The organism is Pseudomonas fluorescens (genome assembly GCF_002837185.1).
Classification (GTDB): Bacteria; Pseudomonadota; Gammaproteobacteria; order Pseudomonadales; family Pseudomonadaceae; genus Aquipseudomonas; species Aquipseudomonas fluorescens_AM.
The window spans coordinates 231682-248977 of the sequence record NZ_KZ477987.1 but is presented as its reverse complement, the minus strand read 5'-3'; the positions used below and the strand labels follow the sequence as shown (position 1 = coordinate 248977).

Sequence of the window (17296 nt, the reverse complement as noted above, 5' to 3'; positions counted from 1 at the left end):
CTTATAGATGCAGCGCCAGCAGGCGCGGAACTTGAAATCAGCTCAGGGCTTTCCAGGCCGCGACATAAGCCTGGGCGCGGCTCGCAACCTGCTCTACGGTCATACCCGGCTTGAACAACCCGGACCCCAGCCCGAAGCCCTTGGCACCGGCGTCGGTGAACACTTGCATGTTGTCCGGCGTAATACCGCCCACCGGCAGCAGCAACGTGCCCGCCGGCAATACCGCAAGCCACGCCTTGATGACCGCCGGGCCCATTTGCTCGGCCGGAAACAACTTCAATACATCGGCACCTTCGGCCAGTGCGGCAAAGGCTTCGGTCGGCGTGGCGACGCCCGGCGACAGATACAAGCCGGCTGCTTTCGCCGCCCGCAATACCTTGGCATCGCTGTGGGGCATCACGATCACCTGGCCGCCGGCGGCCTTGACCTGCTCGACCTGCTCGGGCGTCAGCACCGTCCCGGCACCAATCAGGCAATCGGCGGGCAGGCTGTCGCGCAGGGTGCGGATGCTGGTGTAGGGGTCCGGCGAGTTAAGCGGCACTTCGATGACGCGAAAACCGGCCTGGTACAGCGCCTGGCCGACGGCTTCGGCTTCGTCCGGGCGCACACCGCGCAGGATCGCGATCAGACCGTTTTGTGCAAGTGCTCTTTTAAGCATGTCAGGCCTCCGTTACAGGTTGAGTGAGCCCGGCCGCCACGGCCAGTTGCCACAAACCGCGCTCGCTGGCTGCCTGCGCCAGGCTGACGTCGGCGAAGCCGCAAAGCGCGAGGGCACGTTGATAGCGGGCGCAGAGGGGGGCGGCACCGACCAGGACGATCGGCTTGGGTTTTGCGCTGTCGGGTAAACCGGCGAGTTCATGACCGATCAGCAGGCCGGACAGGTAGTCGGGCTGCTGCTCAGGCGTCAGTTGGGCGGTCAGGCCGAGGGTGCGGGCACTGAACAGGGTCGAGAGCACGCCGCGCTGGCCGTCCGCCGAAAGCGCCACATGCACGCCGCGATCAAACGCCTCGGTCTGGAAATGTTCCGATGATTTCTGGGTGCGTCCCAGGATGCTGTGCTGGCTCAATACGGCGAACAGCTCACCGGTCATGAACGTGTCGAAGTGAGTGATACATCCCTCGACCACCTCGACCCATTTGGAATGGCTGCCCGGCAGGCCGATCAGCACTTCGCTCGCAAGCCCGTGCAGCACACCGAGCACCTGGGTTTCTTCGCCGCGCATCACATTGGGCAGGCCGACCTGTTCGATCACGCCCGGCACAATATGCACATCAACGCCACGCACGCTGCGCACCTTATGCAGCGCCTGGCCCAGGCTGGCCACATCCACCGGGGTGTTGCGATAAGCCGCTTCGCTCCACCCCTGTGCGCTGCCGACCATGCCGCAGGCAATCACCGGCAGTTCGGGCTGGGCGTCGAGCCAGTCCCCACACGCGGTGTCGAAGGCCAGCTCGAAACCATTGCTGCAGCGCACGCCCGCAATGTCACGCGGTTCGTTGGGCAAATGCATGATGCCCGACGCCAGTGAGCGTTGCTCCAGCACCACGCCGGCGGGGCCTAGTTTGTAAGCACGAAGGGAGCTGGTTCCCCAATCGAGCGCGATCAATTGCGCCTGCATCGCTTCACCTGAAATGAGTGGGTGCTGAAAAAAGCAGATGGGCGAATATAAACCTAAGCTTTGTAATATCTCAATATATAAATATCAGTCCCATATATTGGGAGATTGCCGCAAGAAATCCTACGCATTCTTGGGAAAATGAGCATTGCAGCCGCCTGGACAGGTTAAAAAATCGACAAATCCAGCTCGCGCATCGCACCCATCCAGATCGCGTAATCGGTGTGATCCTTCAGGTCATCGCCAGTCTCGGGGTGCAGGAACACCACCAGGCCGTTGCGATGCAGCGCCAGCCACGGCAATACCACGCCAATGTATTCCGGCTCGAATGCCAACTGGCAGCTCCAGTCCGGGTGCGGGCCCACCGGACGCTCATGCACACGCCCCATGCGCAGCGGGAACAGCGCTGCCGCGTCTTCACACAAGGTGCGTGCCTGGTCGAGGGTGTTGGCGTCGAAGTAGATATGGGCGTGGTAGCCCTTGATACGTTGCATGACGGACTCCGGATCCACTGTGCGCCGATCCTAGACCGCAATCGACGGCAGGGCCAGCCCGGTCAATGACTGCGCACTGCTGGCCTGCTCTGCCATCAGCCAATCGACAAACCGTTCGACCAACTGCCCGCGACGCTTGCGCTGGGGCTGCACCACGTAATAGCCCAAGCGCGAGACCACCGTGTCGCTGATCGGTCTGCACAGCCAGTTCTGCTCCAGCAGGTTATCCACCAGGTGGCGCCAGCCGATCGCGACGCCCTGGCCGGCAATAGCCGCCTGAATCAGCAGCGTGTAATTGTCGAAACGCAACTGGCCAGGGGTGGGCGCGGCGCTGATCCCCAGCTCGCGAAACACACCGGCCCAATCGAACCATTGACGATTGTTTTCCTGACGCAGGTGCAGCAGGGGGTAGTCCGGCAGGGTCTGTACGGTCAGCGCAGTGGCCTGGTTGTTGAGCCACTGCGGGCTGCACACCGGGAACACTTCCTCGTTGAACAACCAAAGGCTGTCGCCTTGCTTGAAGCGTCCATCGCCAAACAGCACGGCGACGTCGATGTCGCTGCGCAGGCTGGCGTGGTTGCGCTCGCTGGTCACCAGGCTCACGTCAACCTGCGGGTTGTCCTGGTGGAAGCGATGCAGGCGCGGCATCAGCCAGTAGGCGGCAAAGGCGAAGTCAGTGGCCACTTGCAGCACTTCGTGCTGGTCCTGCTGGGTGACGGTGCCCAGGCCCAGGTGGATGGTTTGCAGGCCGGCCTGCACGTGTTCGAACAGCAGGGCGCCGGCGTCGGTCAATTCGATGCCACGGTAGATGCGATCGAACAAGCGGATCGCCAACTGCTCTTCAAGCCGTTTGATCTGCTGGCTGATGGCCGGTTGGGTGGTACCCAGTTCCATCGCCGCGGCGGTGAAACTGCGCCGCCGCGCAGCCGCTTCGAACGCGCGCAGCAGGTCGAGTGAGAGGTCACCCAGCGCTTCATACATAAGCTGTGCTTATCCTAGGCATTGTTCTTCATGGGCTTTACCACGTTTTTCATGGACCGCATGCTCATTGGCATAAACACCGCCTATGGAATGCCGAGAAACCATGAAGCGCAAGAACATTCTTTTCATCATGGCCGATCAAATGGCCGCGCCGCTGCTGCCGTTCTACGGACCTTCCCCGATCAAGCTGCCGAACCTGAGCCGCCTCGCCGAGCAGGGCGTGGTCTTCGACGCGGCCTACTGCAACAGCCCGCTGTGCGCGCCTTCGCGCTTTACGTTGGTCAGCGGCCAGCTGCCGAGCAAGATTGGCGCCTATGACAACGCGGCAGATTTCCCCGCTGATGTGCCCACCTACGCCCACTACCTGCGTCGCCTCGGCTACCGCACGGCGCTGTCGGGCAAGATGCATTTCTGCGGTCCCGACCAGTTGCACGGCTATGAGGAGCGCCTGACCAGCGACATCTACCCGGCCGACTATGGTTGGGCGGTGAACTGGGACGAACCGGATGTACGCCCCACCTGGTATCACAACATGGCCTCGGTGCTGCAAGCCGGGCCATGTGTGCGCACCAACCAGCTGGATTTCGACGAAGAAGTGGTGTTCAAGGCCCAGCAATATCTGTTCGATCATGTCCGCGCGGACGGCGCGCAGCCGTTCTGCCTGACCGTGTCGATGACCCATCCCCATGACCCCTACACCATTCCCAAACCGTTCTGGGACCTGTACGACGACAACGACATCCCACTGCCTGAAACACCGGCACAGGGCGATCTCGACCCGCACTCCCAGCGTTTGCTCAAGGTCTACGACCTGTGGGACAAGCCGCTGCCTGTGGATAAGATCCGCGATGCACGCCGTGCCTATTTCGGCGCGTGCAGCTACATCGACAGCAATGTTGGCAAGCTGCTGCAAACCCTGGAAGACACCGGGCTGGCCGATGACACCATCATCATCTTCTCCGGCGATCACGGCGACATGCTGGGCGAACGCGGCCTCTGGTACAAAATGCACTGGTTCGAAATGGCCGCCCGCGTGCCGCTGTTGGTCAGTGCGCCGGGGCAATTTGCGGCGCACCGTGTGTGCCAGGCCGTCTCGACCGCCGACCTGTTGCCCACCCTGGTAGAGTTGGCCGGCGGCGAGCTGGACCCGCGCCTGCCCCTGGATGGCCGTTCGTTGCTGGCGCACCTGCAAGGCGAGGGCGGGCACGACGAAGTGTTTGGCGAATACATGGCCGAAGGCACCATCAGCCCGCTGATGATGATTCGCCGGGGCGCCTACAAATTCATCTACAGCGAAGACGACCCTTGTCTACTGTTCGATGTACACAACGACCCGCACGAGCGGGAGAACCTCGGTCAGTCACCTGAACACCGGCCACTGTTCGAGGCGTTTTTGGCTGAGGCGCGGGCCAAATGGGACATCCCGGCGATCCACCAACAGGTGCTCGCCAGCCAACGCCGCCGTCGCCTGGTATTCCAGGCACTGTCCCAGGGCAAGCTCAAGAGCTGGGATCACCAGCCACTGGTGGACGCCAGTCAGCAGTACATGCGCAACCATATCGACCTCGACGACCTGGAGCGCAAGGCACGTTATCCACAACCCTGCCAAAACCAGTAAATACAGAGGGAAGGCCATGCAAAAGTTAACGGTAGTGCTGGGCATGCTGGCGTTGAGCAGCGCCAATGCATACGCGGACCCCAGCTGTGAAACGGTAAAAATGGCCGATCCCGGCTGGAGCGACATTGCGGCGACCAACGCCATCACCGGTTTTCTGCTGACCGGCATGGGCTACAAGCCCAAGGTCGACACCCTCGCCGTGCCGATTACCTTTGGCGGGCTCAAGGATGGTCAGGTTGACGTGTTCCTGGGCAACTGGATGCCGGCGCAGCAGGGCTTCTATGACAAGTTCGTGGCCAATGGCGATGTCGTACAGCTGGCGAAGAACCTCGACGGCACCGAGTTCACCCTTGCCGTACCGGACTACGTGTGGGACGCGGGTGTGCATGATTTTGCCGATCTGAATAAATTCGCCGACCAGTTCGGCAAGAAGATCTACGGCATCGGCTCCGGCGCGCCGGCGAATATCTCGCTGCAGGAGATCATCAAGAAGAATGACTTTGATCTCGGCCAGTGGAAGCTGGTGGAGTCGAGTGAACAGGCGATGCTCGCCGAAGTCTCGCGAGCGGTGAAGAAACAGCGCTTCGTCACCTTCCTCGGCTGGACGCCGCACCCCATGAACGTGCAGCTGAAAATGCACTACCTCAAAGGCGGCGAGCAGTATTTTGGCAGCACCGGCAGCGTCTATACCCTGACCCGCAAGGGCTATGCGCAAGCCTGTCCGAATGTGGGCAAACTGCTGACCAACCTGAGTTTCACCCAGGAGATGGAGAACAGCATCATGGCTGACGTGGCCAACAATAAGGTCAGCAATGCCGAAGCAGCCAAGGCGTGGATCAAGGCCAATCCGGCGGTATTGGACAAATGGCTCGATGGCGTGAAAACCGTTGATGGCAAGGATGCGTTGGCAGCGGTAAAAGCCAACCTCTAAGACACACCACGATCCAAATGTGGGAGGGAGCAAGCCCCCTCCCACAAGGATCAGCATGTGCTGATACCCTGAGCCCAACCTTTGAATCCGAGCCTGCGATGCCCCGGCCCAACCGCCACACCCTGTTCCCTTTCCTCGATTGGCTCCCGCGCCAAACCTGCGGCAGCGTCGGCCGGGATGCCATCGTCGGCCTCAGCGGCGCCGTACTCGCGCTGCCACAATCGATTGCCTACGCGCTGATTGCCGGGCTCCCACCGGAGTACGGCCTGTACGCGGCCATTATTCCAGTGTTGATCGCTTGCCTGTGGGGCTCGTCCTGGCACCTGATCTGCGGTCCTACAGCGGCAATTTCCATTGTGCTCTACGCCAGCATCAGCCCGCTGGCGGTGCCGGGTTCCCAGGATTACATCACCTTGATCCTGCTGCTGACCGTCCTGGCCGGCGTGTTCCAGTGGTTGCTGGGTCTGCTGCGCTTCGGCGCGCTGGTGAATTTCGTCTCCCATTCCGTGGTGCTTGGTTTCACCTTGGGTGCCGCAGTGGTCATCGCCCTCGGTCAGTTGCCCAACCTGCTGGGGCTGGACCTGCCGAGCCAGGCCACCGCGATCAACAGCCTGCTGGCGCTGCTCGAGCATGCCGGCGAGTGGGATCACGCCTCGCTTGCCCTGGGCATGAGTACCTTGCTGGTGGGCGCGCTGCTCAAATACCTGATGCCACGCTGGCCGAGCCTGTTGATCGCCCTGGCCCTGGGCAGCCTGGCCACGTGGCTGTGGCCGGCGCTGTTCGGGCATGTGGCGCTGGTCAGTTCGTTCATCGGCAAGCTGCCACCCTTGCGCCCGTTGCCAATGGACCTGGATACGATCCTGCGCCTGCTGCCGAGCGCGGTGGCGGTGGGCATGCTGGGACTGGTGACCAGCCTGTCTATTGCCCGTTCATTGTCGGCCCGTTCGCAGCAACTGCTCGACGCGAATCAGGAAGTTCGCGCCCAGGGTTTATCCAATATCGTCGGCGGGTTTTTCTCCGGGTATTTGTCGGCAGGCTCCTTCACCCGTTCCGGCCTCAGTTATGAGGCGGGTGCCCGCTCGCCATTGGCCGGCGTGTTTTCCGCACTCTGGGTGGCGCTGTTCGCGCTGTATGGCGCAGGGTTGATCGCCCACATCCCGATCCCGAGCATGGCGGCAAGTATCCTGTTGATCTGCTGGGGGCTGGTGGACCACCGAGGCATTCGGGCGTTGTTGCGCGTGAGCCGCGCCGAATTCGTGGTGATGGCGCTGACGTGTGTCGCTACCTTGCTTCTAGAACTGCAAACGGCGATTTATGCCGGGGTACTCGCGTCGCTGTTTTTCTACCTCAAGCGCACCTCGCAACCCCGGGTGCAGCAATGGCGCGACGGCGACGAGGATGTCTTGCGCGTGGGTGGCTCGATCTTTTTTGGCGCCAGCCACTACCTGCAGGTGCGCCTGCAACGTTTGCAGGGCGAGCGGGTGGTGATCGAGGCCCAGCAGATCAACTTTATCGACTATTCCGGGGTGGAGATGCTGCACCAGGAAGCGCGGCGGCTGGCGGGGTTGGGGCGTAGCCTGAGATTGCGCGGGGCTCGGCCGCAGGTGGTGGATGAGTTGAAAAAGCTGGAGGGGCCAGACAGGTGCCCCATCCATTTCGAGGACTGAATACGGTCAAAACTGTGGGAGGAGGCAAGCCCCCTCCCACAGTTGGATGTATGTCAGGCCAACTGGCGGCGCAGCTCGGCCAGTACCGGCGCCGACTCCGGGCGAACGCCGCGCCACAGGAAGAAGGCCTGCGCCGCCTGTTCAACCAGCATGCCCAGGCCATCCATCGCTACCGCTGCACCTTGCTCATCGGCCCAGCGACAGAAGGCGGTCGGCTCCTTGGCGTACATCATGTCGTAGCAGAACGTCTTGCCCGGTTCGATCAAACTGCCCGCAATCGGCGGTACGTCGCCTGACAAGCTGGCGGACGTGGCGTTGATAATCACGTCCACCGGCTCACGCAGCCAATCGAAACCACTGGCGGACACCGGCCCCAGGTCGTCGAACAGCTCGGCCAGCCCTTCGGCTTTTTCCACGGTGCGGTTGGCAATGATCAGCGAGGCGGGCTTCTCGGCCAGCAACGGCTCCAACACGCCGCGTACCGCGCCACCGGCGCCCAGCAACAGGATGCGCTTGCCTTGCAGGTCCAGCCCGGCGTTGACCTTGAGGTCGCGCACCAGGCCTGCGCCGTCAGTGTTGTCACCGATCAACGTGCCATCGGCCAGCTTGCTCAGGGTATTCACCGCGCCGGCGCGTTGGGCGCGTTCGGTGAGCGTGTCGGCCAGCCGGAAAGCGTCTTCCTTGAACGGCACGGTGACATTCGCCCCACGGCCATGTTGAAAGAATTCACGGGCGCAGCCGATGAAATCCTCCAGCGGCGCGAGCAACGTGCTGTAGTCCATCTGCTCGCCGGTCTGCTCGGCGAACAGGCGGTGAATCAACGGTGATTTGCTGTGGCCGATGGGGTTGCCGAAGACGACATAGCGATCCATCACACCACCACCTTGGGCGCAGCCAGGCCGAGCCAGTCGCGGTCTTGCAGAAAATAGTCGGTAAGGCGCGCTTCTTCGCTGCCGGCTTCGGCTTTCCAGTCGTAGCTCCAGCGCACCTGCGGCGGCAGCGACATCAGGATCGACTCGGTACGCCCGCCCGACTGCAGGCCGAACAGGGTGCCACGGTCATAGACGAGGTTGAACTCAACGTAGCGGCCCCGGCGGAACTCCTGGAACTGGCGCTGCTGTTCGGTGTAAGCCATCGCCTTGCGGCGCTGCATGATCGGCAGGTAGGCGTCGATGTAGGCATCACCGATGGCGCGGATGAAGGCAAAGCAGGTGTCGAAGCCCCATTCGTTCAAGTCATCGAAAAACAGGCCGCCGATGCCACGCGGCTCGTTGCGGTGCTTGATATGGAAATAGGTGTCGCACCAGGCTTTATAACGCGGGTAAACGTCCGCACCGAACGGCGCACAGGCCTGCTCGGCCACGCGATGCCAGTGGATGCAGTCTTCGTCGTTGCCGTAATAGGGCGTCAGGTCAAAGCCGCCGCCAAACCACCACACCGGCTCTTCGCCTTCTTTTTCGGCAATGAAAAAGCGCACATTGGCGTGGGAAGTCGGCACGTGCGGGTTGTGGGGATGGATCACCAGCGACACGCCCAGCGCCTCGAAGCCGCGCCCGGCCAGTTCAGGGCGATGCGCACTGGCGGACGGTGGCAAGCCGCTGCCAAACACGTGGGAAAAGTTGACGCCGCCTTTTTCGATGACCGACCCGTTCTCAATCACACGGGTGCGACCGCCACCACCCGCAGGCCGGGTCCAGGCGTCTTCGATAAAGCGCGTGTCCGTTTCGAAGGTTTCCAGGGCGCTGCAAATGCGGTCTTGCAGGTCGAGCAGGTAGGCTTTTACAGCCTCGGTGCGAGTAGTCATGGCATCACCTTGAATCGGGCAAAGCTACGCGAGGCCATTGGGCGTCGGCGGCAAATGGGCGCACAGGATACCACCCCACCCCGTGTCGTCGCAGTTGACGAAGATCAAGCTTAGGAGTCCGATAGGAGCCTTCGTTTATTCGACCCAAGGAGAAGGTAGATGGCCAAACGTATCCAGTTCAGCGCCCACGGCGGCCCCGACGTGCTCGAGTATGTGGACTACACACCAGCGGAGCCAGGCCCACAGCAGGTTCGGGTGCGCAACGAAGCCATTGGCCTGAACTTCATCGACACTTATTTTCGCAGCGGCCTCTACGCGCCACCGTCCTTGCCCTCGGGACTGGGGGCCGAAGGCGCCGGTGTGGTCGATGCCGTGGGCAGTGAAGTCAGCCAATTCAAGGTCGGCGACCGCGTGGCCTATGGCAGCGGCCCGCTCGGCGCCTACAGCCAGCTGCACGTGTTGCCCGCCGCCAATCTGGTGCATCTGCCGGACGAGATCAGCTTCGAACAGGCCGCCGGTGCCATGCTCAAGGGCCTGACCGTGCAGTACCTCTTACGCCAGACCTATGAGTTGAAGGGCGGCGAAACCATTCTGTTCCACGCCGCCGCAGGCGGTGTGGGCTCCCTGGCTTGCCAATGGGCCAAGGCGCTGGGCGTCAAGTTGATCGGCACGGTGAGCTCACCGGAGAAAGCCGCCCTGGCCAAATCCCTCGGCGCCTGGGAGACCATTGATTACAGCAAGGAAGATGTCGCACAGCGCGTGCTGGAACTGACTGACGGTAAAAAGGTGCCGGTGGTGTATGACGGCGTTGGCAAGGACACTTGGCTGACGTCGCTGGACAGCGTGGCACCGCGTGGCTTGGTGGTGAGTTTCGGGAATGCGTCGGGCGCGGTGGATGGGGTGAACCTGGGGATTCTGTCGGCGAAGGGGTCGCTGTATGTCACCCGGCCGACGCTGGCGACCTACGCGAGCAATGCGAAGGATTTGCAGGCGATGGCCGATGACCTGTTCTCGATGATCAAGAGCGGCAAGGTGCGCATTGATATCAACCAGCGCTATGCACTGGCGGATGCGGCCAAAGCGCAGACCGAGTTGTCGGCGCGGCGCACGACCGGCTCGACCATTCTGCTGCCTTAAGCAAGTCATCGGGGGCAAGCCCCCTCCCACCCTTGACCGAGGTGTCACGACGAACACCAATCAAATGTGGGAGGGGGCTTGCCCCCGATAGGCGCGACTCGGTCTCAGGAAGGCCGCACCACATCCCCCGTCGCCAGGTCACGGATCAGGCTCGGGTTCTTGCGCCCCCCCAGGGCGCCGCCCAACACAAGGTCCACCTGCCCCCGGAAATACTTCTCCACCCGAATCCGCGTACGCGCGGCCGGGCGGCCCTGGGGGTTGGCCGACGTGGAAATCAACGGCCCGACCTGGGCGCACAAATCCCGTACCAGCGGATGGTCACTGACCCGCAGCGCCACGGTGTCATGCACACCCGTGACCCATTCCGGCAGCAAGTCCTGATGGGGCACCAGCCAGGTATTCGGCCCAGGCCAGGTGCTGGCCATGCGCTCGATCCAGGTGTCGGGAAAGTCTTCGAACAGGAAGTCGAACTGGCGAATATTATCGGCCACCAGGATCAGGCCCTTATCCACTGAGCGATTCTTGATCGCCAGCAACCGGTCCACCGCTGCTTCATTCCACGGGTCGCAGCCCAGGCCCCAGACCGCTTCGGTCGGATAGGCAATCACCGCACCAGCGCGAATTTCTCGTGCGGCTTCCAGCACACGCCACCTGTTGACCATTGTTTACTCTCCGAACTAAAGCTCTGGGCAGTTTACCGATCTTCGTTGCAAAACCCAGCTACAACCGCTCGCCACGCGCAAGCCAGCGCCCACTTTCACAGATCACCTGGCCTTCGAGTTCCAGCTCGGTAAGGCTCGCCAGCACCTGGGCCAGCGGCCGTCCACTGGCAAGCGCCAGGGCTTCGCTGGTATGCGGGGCCGCATGCAACAGGGCCACCAGTGGATGCACAACCGGCACCGGGGCCGGGCGTGACAATGCCTGCCAACCGCGCAAGCCTTCAAGAATATGCTCGATGGTTTCCACCAGCACCGCGCCATCGCGGATCAACTGATGACAGCCCTTGGCCGCCGGATGATGGATGGAACCCGGAATGGCGTACACCTCGCGCCCTTGTTCCGCCGCCAGCCGTGCGGTAATAAGCGAACCGCTGGCGATGCTGGCTTCCACCACCAAAACGCCCAGGGACAAACCGCTGATAATACGATTGCGCCGTGGAAAGTTACCGGCCTGGGGTGGCGCGTCCAGTGGAAACTCGGAAACCACGGCGCTGCCCTGGGCGATCATGGTGGCGGCGAGCGTCTTGTGGCGCTGTGGATAAAGTTTTTCCAGGCCGGTGCCGAGTACACCGATGGTATGACCGCCCACGTCCAATGCCGCCTGATGGGCCGCACCATCGATACCCAACGCAAGGCCGCTGGTGATGACGAAACCGGCGCTTGCCAGGCTGCGGGAAAAGGCGGCGGCGGTGTCCATGCCGGGGCGGGAGGCACGACGACTGCCCACTACGGCCAACTGCGGTTTTTCCAGCAGCGTGGGGTCGCCGGCAACGAATAACAGCGGCGGAGCACCCTCAATCTGGCCTAGCAGCGCAGGGTAATCGGGCTGGTCCCACATCAGTAAATGCTGGCCCGGACGGGCCAGCCAGGCCAATGCCGCACTGGCCCCATCGCGAATATCCGGACTGCGCCGGGCATCGGCACTGACCGCCGGCAACCCGAGCGCACGCCAGGCACTGGCAGGTGCACTGATGGCTTTGGACGCAGAGCCGAACGCCTTGATCAACCGGTGAAAACGCCTGGGGCCCAGTTCCGGCAACCTGTGCAAGCGTAGCCGGGCTTCCAGCTCTGCCGGGGAAATCTGAGTGCTGTTTATCGGAAACATCTGATCATCCTTGATCGGAACAAGCTGTGGATAACTCTGTTGGTAACTTATTTAGCAGGCTATTTATTGCGATTGATCGTCAGTCTCGAAACGATCCATGACCGCCAACGGGCGGGACGCGCTGAGAACCAGGGCGTAGCTGAGTTTTTCATAGGTGCGAAATACCAGCAGGGTGCCAGCACGCACATCCGGGAGTCGGGTCGGGGCACCTGTAAGCGCATCGCGTACCGAGGCGCCAGCCCTGATCACCGTGAGCAATTGGCCTTCGACTACGCCGTCCCGGCGCCCCTTGTTCAAGGTCACCGCATCCAGCACGCCGATTTGCGTGACGCCCTTGGGGATATCGATGATGTGACCCTCAACGAAGGGTGCATGGGCAGCCGTTTTCAGATCGGCCAGGCTGACGCCAGGTTCGGCGCGAAGCAAACGGTCGCCTGGACGCACTTCCTGGGTAACCCTTTGCACGGCCAGGGTGGTGAGATCATCGGTCAGCAAAAAACGCGCGGTGCCGATGTCGTCGGCATTGATTCCAAGCAGTTCCCGGGTGTCGGGGTCGGTATAGACCCTGCCTCGGCGGAAGATCCCGTAATTCGGCTGGGTCGGGTCCAGACTGCCCCTGGCGTAGACGCGCTCGCCATTGGCGCCCAGCACGCGTCCGGCCTCGGCGGCGACGATATAGGGTGCGTTGTCCAGGTCCTTGGGGGAATCGAGCAGGCGATTGTGCAGCAAGAAGCTCTGTATCGCCTTTTGCGTGACAGGGTCCAGGCGCTGGCCGGGCTGTGGAATCAGCGCCATGGCCAGCGGGGCCCATAGCAGCAAGACGAGTAGCGATTTCCTCATGGGGTCAATCTCCTTTATTATGTGCGTTCGCGTGAAACGCCATAGCCTTCGCGGCTTTCGAACGTTTCACACCGGCTGCCTGGGTCCATCCCACCGCCGATTTGCCTCTACCTCACATGTGCAGCAATTACGCTTATGGCTATTTTGAACATCCTCGAATTTCCCGACTCGCGCCTGCGCACGATCGCCAAGCCGGTGGCCGTAGTGGACGACAAGGTTCGTCAGTTGGTCGATGACATGTTTGAAACAATGTATGAAGCTCCGGGCATCGGCCTCGCCGCGACCCAGGTCAACGTGCATCTGCGCGTCGTGGTCATGGACCTGTCCGAAGATCGCAGCGAACCCCGGGTGTACATCAACCCCGAGTTCGAAGCGCTGACCGACGAGATGGGCGAATACCAGGAAGGTTGCCTGTCGGTGCCGGAGTTCTACGAGAACGTCGAACGCCCATTGCGCGTGAAGATCAAGGCTCTGGACCGCGACGGCAAGCCGTTCGAGTTGATTGCCGAAGGCCTGTTGGCGGTGTGCATCCAGCACGAGTGCGACCACCTCAACGGCAAGCTGTTTGTCGATTACCTGTCCACGCTCAAACGTGACCGGATCAAGAAGAAGCTGGAAAAAAAGCATCGCCAGCAAGCTTGATGCCCTCCTTCCAAAGGCTTGCTGCGGCAAGCCTTTTTCTTTTGTGACTGCTTTTAACCGAGAACTCCGATGACCGAGCCACTGCGCATTGTTTTTGCCGGTACACCCGAATTTGCCGCCGAACACCTCAAGGCGCTGCTTGCCAGCCCCTATGAAATCGTCGCGGTGTACACCCAGCCGGATCGCCCGGCCGGGCGCGGGCAAAAACTGATGCCCAGCCCGGTCAAGCAACTGGCGCTCGAGCACAGTATCGCCGTGCTGCAACCACCGACCCTGCGCAATGCGGATGCCCAGGCGGAACTGGCCGCGCTCAAGCCGGACCTGCTGGTGGTCGTCGCCTACGGCTTGATCCTGCCTCAGGCCGTACTCGATATCCCACACCTGGGCTGCATCAACAGCCACGCTTCGTTGCTGCCACGCTGGCGCGGAGCGGCGCCGATCCAGCGCGCCGTGCAAGCAGGCGACAGCGAAAGCGGCGTGACGGTCATGCGCATGGAAGCAGGGCTGGACACCGGCCCGATGCTGCTCAAAGTCACCACGCCGATCACCGCCGAGGACACCGGCGGCAGCCTGCACGACCGTCTGGCTGAAATGGGCCCGCCCGCCGTCATCCAGGCCATCGCCGGGCTTGCTGCGGGCACCCTGGAAGGCGATGTGCAGGACGACAGCCTGGCCACCTACGCGCACAAACTGAACAAAGACGAAGCCCGCATTGACTGGAGCCGCCCGGCCGTGGAGCTTGAGCGCCTGGTGCGTGCGTTCAACCCATGGCCTGTCTGCCACAGCACGCTCAACGGCGAAGCCTTGAAAGTGCTGGCTGCCACCCTGGCCGACGGTGAAGGCGCGCCCGGAGAAATCATCGGCGCCAGCAAGGACGGCCTGCTGGTCGCCTGCGGTGAACAGGCGTTGTGCCTGACACGTCTGCAACTGCCCGGTGGCAAGGCGCTGAATTTCAGCGACCTGTTCAACAGCCGCCGGGAGCAATTCGCTCCGGGCACGATCCTCGGGGTGAGCGCTCAATGAACCCACGTCTGGCCGCCGCCAAGGCGCTCGCCGCCGTACTCAACGGCAAGGCTTCGCTGAACAGTTCACTGCCTGTGCAGTTGGACAAGGTCGAAGACCGTGATCGCGGTTTCACTCAGGACCTGGCGTTTGGCACGGCGCGTTGGCAGCCAAGGTTGTCGGCGTTGGCGGCCAAGTTGTTGCAAAAACCGTTCAAGGCAGCTGATGCCGATGTTGAAGCGCTGCTGCTGGTCGGTCTCTATCAACTGCTCTATACCCGCGTACCGGCCCATGCCGCCATTGGTGAGACGGTGGGTTGCGCCGACAAACTGAAAAAACCCTGGGCCAAGGCCTTGCTCAATGCCGTGTTGCGCCGCGCCCAGCGCGAAAGCGAAGGGCTGTTGGCCGAGCTGGAACATGACCCGGTGGTGCGCACCGCGCATCCGCGCTGGCTGCAAAAATCCCTGAAGGCGTTCTGGCCGCAGCAATGGGAAGCCATTTGCGCGGCGAACAATGCCCATCCGCCGATGATCCTGCGGGTCAACCGCCGGCATCACAGCCGCGACGCCTACCTGCAATTGCTCAGCGAAGCGGGCATCGACGCCGCGCCGTGCGTGTACAGCATCGACGGTATCGTGCTCCAGGCTGCCACAGACGTGCGCAGCCTGCCGGGCTTTGCCGAGGGCTGGATCAGCGTGCAGGACGAAGCCGCACAACTGGCCGCCGACCTGCTCGACCTGGCACCCGGCCAACGCGTCTTGGACGCCTGCTGCGCGCCTGGCGGCAAGACCTGTCACATCCTGGAAGTCGAAAAGGACCTGGGCGGTGTGGTAGCGGTCGACCTGGAAGCCAAGCGTCTGGTGCGCGTACGGGAAAACCTCGCACGCCTGGGTTTGAGCGCCGAATTGATCGCCGCCGACGGCCGCGACACCGCCACCTGGTGGGACGGCAAACCGTTCCAGCGCATCCTGCTGGATGCGCCCTGTTCGGCCACCGGCGTGATCCGCCGCCACCCGGATATCAAGCTGACGCGCCAACCCGACGACATCGCCGCCCTGGCCGTGTTGCAAGGCGAACTACTGGACGCGCTGTGGCCCACCCTGGAAGTCGGCGGCATTCTGCTTTACGCCACCTGCTCCACCTTGCCCACCGAGAATACCGAGGTTATCGAAGCCTTCCTCGCCCGCACCAGCGGCGCACGGGAACTGGACCTCGCGACCACGGCCGGCATCAAGCAACTGCACGGTCGCCAATTGCTTGCGCAGGAAGGCGGGCATGATGGCTTCTACTACGCCAAACTGATCAAGATCGCCGCCGCGCGCGGCTGAATGGTTTTAAGGGAGTGACCGGATGAAAATCATCATCCTCGGGGCAGGGCAGGTCGGTGGCACGCTGGCTGAACATTTGGCCAGCGAAGCCAACGACATCACCGTGGTCGATACTGACGCAGAGCGCCTGCGCAATCTGGGCGACCGCCTGGACATCCGCACGGTGCAGGGCCGTGCGTCGTTCCCGACTGTGCTGCGCCAAGCCGGTGCCGACGATGCCGACATGCTCGTCGCGGTCACCAACAGCGACGAGACCAACATGGTCGCCTGCCAGGTCGCCCACACGCTGTTCCACACCCCGACCAAGATCGCCCGTGTGCGCGAAGCCGCCTACCTGACCCGCGCCGGCCTGTTCGATAACGATGCCATTCCGGTGGACGTGCTGATCAGTCCGGAACAGGTGGTTACGCACTACATCAAGCGCCTGATTGAAATTCCGGGTGCCTTGCAGGTGATCGACTTCGCCGAGGGCAAGGCGCAACTGGTCGCGGTGAAGGCCTACTACGGCGGGCCGCTGGTGGGTCAGCAATTGCGTCAATTGCGCGAACACATGCCGAATGTGGAAACCCGCGTCGCCGCGATTTTCCGGCGTGACCGGCCCATCCTGCCCCAGGGCGACACCGTGATCGAAGCCGATGACGAAGTGTTTTTCATCGCGGCCAAGGCGAATATTCGTGCGGTAATGAGCGAAATGCGCCGGCTCGACGAGACCTATAAACGCATCGTCATCGCCGGCGGCGGGCAGATCGGTGAGCGCTTGGCGGAGGCCATCGAAAGTCGCTACCAGGTGAAGATCATCGAGATGAGCCCCACGCGCTGCCGGCACTTGTCCGACACGCTCGACAGCACCGTGGTGCTGCAGGGCAGTGCCTCGGACCGCGACCTGCTGATGGAAGAAAACATCGCCGATGCCGATATCTTCCTGGCGCTGACCAACGACGACGAGGCCAACATCATGTCCTCGCTGCTGGCCAAGCGGCTGGGGGCGAAGAAGGTGATGACCATCATCAACAACCCGGCCTATGTCGACCTGATCCAGGGCGGCGATATCGACATCGCCATCAGTCCGCAATTGGCAACCATCGGCACGTTGCTCGCTCACGTGCGCCGTGGCGACATCGTCAGCGTGCACTCCCTGCGCCGTGGCGCGGCGGAGGCTATCGAGGCGATTGCCCATGGCGACTCCAAATCGAGCAAGGTCATCGGCAGGGCCATCCGCGATATCGGCTTGCCGCCGGGCACCACCATTGGCGCGATCATTCGCGATGAAGAAGTGATCATCGCCCACGACGATACGGTCATCGCCACCGGTGACCATGTGATCTTGTTCCTGGTGGACAAGAAACATATCCGCGACGTGGAGAAGCTGTTCCACGTGGGCTTGAGCTTTTTCTGATCAAACGGAGTGACCG

At 62.3% G+C, this 17296-nt stretch carries 17 protein-coding genes; 8 read left to right on the top strand and 9 right to left on the bottom strand.

Annotated elements, in window-relative coordinates; translation table 11 throughout:
* Nucleotides 1–37: 37 nt before the first annotated feature.
* The 4 genes from CIB54_RS04810 to CIB54_RS04795 all read right to left on the bottom strand — a co-directional run bounded on the left by CIB54_RS04810 (nt 38) and on the right by CIB54_RS04795 (nt 3091).
* Entirely contained in the window at nt 38–658 is a 621-nt protein-coding gene (locus CIB54_RS04810) for a 2-dehydro-3-deoxy-6-phosphogalactonate aldolase (protein WP_065953364.1), read from the bottom strand.
* Between the two features lies 1 nt (nt 659).
* Nucleotides 660–1619 carry a 2-dehydro-3-deoxygalactonokinase gene (locus tag CIB54_RS04805; protein ID WP_101218827.1) on the bottom strand — a complete coding sequence of 320 codons (960 nt, stop codon included), beginning with the start codon at nt 1617–1619 and terminating at the stop codon, nt 660–662.
* Nucleotides 1620–1783: 164 nt separating this feature from the next.
* On the bottom strand, nt 1784–2110 hold the full coding sequence (locus CIB54_RS04800; RefSeq protein WP_065953362.1) for a DOPA 4,5-dioxygenase family protein: 327 nt from the start codon (nt 2108–2110) through the stop codon (nt 1784–1786).
* Nucleotides 2111–2140: 30 nt separating this feature from the next.
* Complete coding sequence (locus tag CIB54_RS04795; RefSeq protein WP_101218825.1) at nt 2141–3091, bottom strand: choline sulfate utilization transcriptional regulator; 951 nt, start codon at nt 3089–3091, stop codon at nt 2141–2143.
* Nucleotides 3092–3194: 103 nt separating this feature from the next.
* On the opposite strand from CIB54_RS04795, the gene betC reads away from it, so the two are divergent.
* The 3 genes from betC (at nt 3195) to CIB54_RS04780 (ending at nt 7307) form a co-directional block, all read left to right on the top strand.
* Entirely contained in the window at nt 3195–4709 is a 1515-nt protein-coding gene (gene betC, locus CIB54_RS04790) for a choline-sulfatase (protein WP_065953360.1), read from the top strand.
* 16 nt (nt 4710–4725) lie between these two features.
* A complete protein-coding gene (gene choX / locus CIB54_RS04785; protein WP_065953359.1) occupies nt 4726–5640 on the top strand; it encodes a choline ABC transporter substrate-binding protein in 915 nt (304 codons plus the stop codon).
* A 98-nt stretch (nt 5641–5738) separates the two neighbouring features.
* Nucleotides 5739–7307, top strand: a complete 1569-nt coding sequence (locus tag CIB54_RS04780; RefSeq protein WP_101218823.1) for a SulP family inorganic anion transporter — start codon at nt 5739–5741, stop codon at nt 7305–7307.
* Nucleotides 7308–7360: 53 nt separating this feature from the next.
* Here CIB54_RS04780 and aroE read toward each other — a convergent pair whose 3' ends face one another.
* On the bottom strand, nt 7361–8179 hold the full coding sequence (gene aroE, locus CIB54_RS04775) for a shikimate dehydrogenase (protein WP_101218821.1): 819 nt from the start codon (nt 8177–8179) through the stop codon (nt 7361–7363).
* The gene (gene hemF / locus CIB54_RS04770) at nt 8179–9111 is read right to left on the bottom strand and encodes an oxygen-dependent coproporphyrinogen oxidase (protein WP_065953356.1); all 933 of its coding nucleotides are present in this window, start codon (nt 9109–9111) and stop codon (nt 8179–8181) included. The genes aroE and hemF overlap by 1 nt, the downstream gene beginning before the upstream one ends.
* A gap of 159 nt (nt 9112–9270) precedes the next feature.
* On the opposite strand from hemF, the gene CIB54_RS04765 reads away from it, so the two are divergent.
* A complete protein-coding gene (locus CIB54_RS04765) occupies nt 9271–10248 on the top strand; it encodes a quinone oxidoreductase family protein (protein ID WP_101218819.1) in 978 nt (325 codons plus the stop codon).
* Between the two features lie 104 nt (nt 10249–10352).
* Here the strand turns inward: CIB54_RS04765 and CIB54_RS04760 are convergent, their stop codons facing one another.
* The 3 genes from CIB54_RS04760 to CIB54_RS04750 all read right to left on the bottom strand — a co-directional run bounded on the left by CIB54_RS04760 (nt 10353) and on the right by CIB54_RS04750 (nt 12912).
* Nucleotides 10353–10910 carry an L-threonylcarbamoyladenylate synthase type 1 TsaC gene (locus CIB54_RS04760; RefSeq protein WP_101218817.1) on the bottom strand — a complete coding sequence of 186 codons (558 nt, stop codon included), beginning with the start codon at nt 10908–10910 and terminating at the stop codon, nt 10353–10355.
* A 58-nt stretch (nt 10911–10968) separates the two neighbouring features.
* Nucleotides 10969–12072, bottom strand: coding sequence for a DNA-processing protein DprA (dprA, locus tag CIB54_RS04755; RefSeq protein WP_101218815.1), 1104 nt, complete (start codon nt 12070–12072; stop codon nt 10969–10971).
* 63 nt (nt 12073–12135) lie between these two features.
* The gene (locus CIB54_RS04750) at nt 12136–12912 is read right to left on the bottom strand and encodes a peptidoglycan-binding protein (RefSeq protein ID WP_065953353.1); all 777 of its coding nucleotides are present in this window, start codon (nt 12910–12912) and stop codon (nt 12136–12138) included.
* A gap of 135 nt (nt 12913–13047) precedes the next feature.
* Here CIB54_RS04750 and def point away from each other — a divergent pair, with 135 nt between their 5' ends.
* From def to trkA, 4 genes are all read left to right on the top strand, one after another.
* Entirely contained in the window at nt 13048–13554 is a 507-nt protein-coding gene (gene def, locus CIB54_RS04745) for a peptide deformylase (RefSeq protein ID WP_065953352.1), read from the top strand.
* Nucleotides 13555–13623: 69 nt separating this feature from the next.
* A complete protein-coding gene (fmt, locus tag CIB54_RS04740; protein ID WP_101218813.1) occupies nt 13624–14577 on the top strand; it encodes a methionyl-tRNA formyltransferase in 954 nt (317 codons plus the stop codon).
* On the top strand, nt 14574–15884 hold the full coding sequence (rsmB, locus tag CIB54_RS04735) for a 16S rRNA (cytosine(967)-C(5))-methyltransferase RsmB (RefSeq protein ID WP_101218811.1): 1311 nt from the start codon (nt 14574–14576) through the stop codon (nt 15882–15884). The genes fmt and rsmB overlap by 4 nt, the downstream gene beginning before the upstream one ends.
* 22 nt (nt 15885–15906) lie before the next feature.
* The gene (trkA, locus tag CIB54_RS04730) at nt 15907–17280 is read left to right on the top strand and encodes a Trk system potassium transporter TrkA (protein WP_065953349.1); all 1374 of its coding nucleotides are present in this window, start codon (nt 15907–15909) and stop codon (nt 17278–17280) included.
* Nucleotides 17281–17296: the final 16 nt, after the last annotated feature.